At 55.9% G+C, this 2841-nt stretch carries 1 protein-coding gene; it reads right to left on the reverse strand.

The window, feature by feature from the left end; genetic code table 11:
* Positions 1-324: 324 nt before the first annotated feature.
* The coding region (locus FW764_RS28000; RefSeq protein WP_446436715.1) for a beta strand repeat-containing protein at positions 325-2841 on the reverse strand (2517 nt) is incomplete at its 5' end.

Consider the following 2841-nt stretch of genomic DNA (forward strand, 5'->3'; position numbering starts at 1 on the left):
CTCTGCAAACTCAAGTGGGGCGCCGGCTTGATGACAGTCGGCGTTCCATTACTCAAAGTTACCGACCAAGCTACAGGCCGCATTCTACAAGGGGTGCGGTTTTAGTTTGGGAACTACTTTTCGCCCTCCCCGGCGTCCTGCCGAATGAACACAAACCTCCAAAAAGCAAAGATTTACGAGATAAATAATGACCGCTTTCGGCCACGAGCGGACAGTCAACATCACTCCTAGTCCCCGTGGTGCAGAATGCGCTTCCAAAGAGCGTCGGCCTTGATTAAATACGTGCTCACTGCTTTGGTATTACACCTCTCGAAAATATCGTTATTACTCCTCTGCTTTATTCACAATATTTCCATCTTCATCTACTTGATACGGCGTATCAGCCTCTACTCCGTTTTTTCCTGTGTTGACTACTTTGTTTGTATAGCGTTTCCCGTCCCAACATCTGAAAATCAGTGTGGAGTTTTCCCCGCCAGTCAGTGTGGAGCCCAGGCTGCCGATGAGCCTGCTGCTGGCACCTGCTGTCAGAACGCTGTTCTTACCGGCAGTGAGCGTGCTTCGGTCTCCAGCCATGAGCACACAATCGTCGCCAGCAGTCAGTTTGCTGCGATCTCCAGCGGTGAGATAACTGTTGCTGCCAGCCAATAGTTTGCTTCGGTCCCCCGCAGTCTGCGTGCTGTCTTTACCAGCAATAAGTTTGCTTCGCTCACCGGCCATCTGAATGCTGTTGGCGCCGGATATCAGCGTGCTGCGATAGCCAGCAGTTTGCGAGCTACCCTTGCCGGCGATCAGCATGCTTTTGTGCCCAGCGATTTGAGTGCTTTCATGGCCCGCAATCAGTGAACTCCGATGACTCGCAATCTGGTTGCTACCGTATCCGGCAGTCAGGCTACTGTGCATTCCGGACGTCAAGCTACTGCCATATCCCGCCGTCAGTACGCTACGAAGCCCGCTAATCAAAGTGCTCCCGTAACCCGCAGTCAAGAAACTGCGAATGCCACTGGTCAGGGTGCTGCCATAACCCGCGATCAGCGAACTGTCTTGGCCTGCCGTTCCTGTGCTCCCGTAACCGGCGGTGAGCGTGCTGTCGCGCTCTGCCGTCTGCGTACTACCATAGCCCGCCGTTAACGTGCTCTCGTAGCCAGCGGTCTGGGTGCTGCCATAACCTGCGATCAATGAGCTGGAAAATCCAGCTGTTTCAGTACTGCCGTAGCCAGCGGTGAGCGTACTGCTGTCTTGAGCAGTCAGCGTACTGCCATAGCCCGCAGTCAACGTGCTCTCGTAGCCTGCGATCTGGGTACTTCCATAACCTGCGATCAGTGAGCTGTCATAGCCTGCGGTAGACGTACTGCCATAACCAGTCGTCAAACTGCTGTTGTAGCCAGCAGTTTGAGTACTGCCGTACCCGGCGATCAAAGTACTGCTATAGCCAGCGGTTGAGGTACTGCCATAACCAGTGGTGAGCGAGCTTTCTTCCTGGGCAGTTTGGGTGCTGCCGTAGCCTGCGGTCAGTGTGCTTTTGTAGCCCGCCGTTTGAGTACTGCCGTATCCCGCGATCAAAGTACTGCTATAGCCAGCGGTTGAGGTACTGCCATAACCAGTGGTGAGCGAGCTTTCTTCCTGGGCAGTTTGGGTGCTGCCGTAGCCTGCGGTCAGTGTACTTTTGTAGCCCGCCGTTTGAGTACTGCCGTACCCGGCGATCAAAGTACTGCTATAGCCAGCGGTTGAGGTACTGCCATAACCAGTGGTGAGCGAGCTTTCTTCTTGGGCAGTTTGGGTGCTGCCGTAGCCTGCGGTCAGTGTGCTTTCGTAGCCCGCCGTTTGAGTACTTCCGTAGCCAGCAATAAGTGAGCTTTCGTAGCCGGCGGTTGAAGTGCTGCCATAGCCCGTGGTCAGGGAGCTGTTGTCCTGGGCGGTTTGAGTACTGCCATAACCGGCAGTCAGAGTGCTTTCATAACCCGTTGTCTGGGTACTACCGTAACCTGCGATTAGAGAACTCTTGAAACCTGCTGTTGAAGTACTGCCATAGCCGGCCGTGAGCGAACTGCTTTCCTGAGCAGTCTGGGTACTACCATAGCCTGCTGTCAGAACACTACGGTAACCCGCGGTTTGGGTGCTGCCATATCCGGCAATGAGTGTACTGTCATAGCCGGCTGTTGAGGTGCTGCCGTAACCCGCAGTGAGTGAGCTGCCTTCCTGAGCGGTCTGTGTACTGCCATAACCTGCTGTCAGTTTACTTTCATGACCCGCGGTCTGAGTACTCCCATAGCCTGCAATAAGAGAACTGTCCGGGCCAGCGGTCCCGGTACTGCCGTAGCCAGCAGTGAGCGAACTCCCTTCCTGCGCCGTTTGTGTGCTGCCGTAGCCCGCTGTAAGCACGCTGCCATGACCAGCAGTCTGTGTACTGCCATAGCCAGCGATCAGCGAACTGTCAGGTCCAGCGGTGCCCGTGCTGCCATAGCCTGCAGTGAGATCGCTACCTTCCTGAGCTGTCTGCGTGCTGCCATAACCCGCTGTCAGTGAGCTTTCCTCTCCAGCGGTCTGAGTACTGCCATAGCCGGCGATCAGTGAACTGTCGGAACCAGCGGTGCCCGTGCTGCCGTAGCCTGCGGTGAGATCGCTGCCTTCCTGAGCGGTTTGCGTGCTGCCATAACCCGCTGTCAGCGAGCTTTCCTCTCCAGCGGTCTGAGTACTGCCATAGCCGGCGATCAGTGAACTATCGGAACCAGCGGTGCCCGTACTGCCGTAACCAGCGGTGAGATCGCTGCCTTCCTGAGCCGTTTGCGTGCTGCCATAACCCGCCGTCAGCGAACTTTCTCCTCCGGCAGTTTGAGTACTGCC

It is taken from the genome of Pseudomonas sp. 1152_12 (assembly GCF_052850675.1).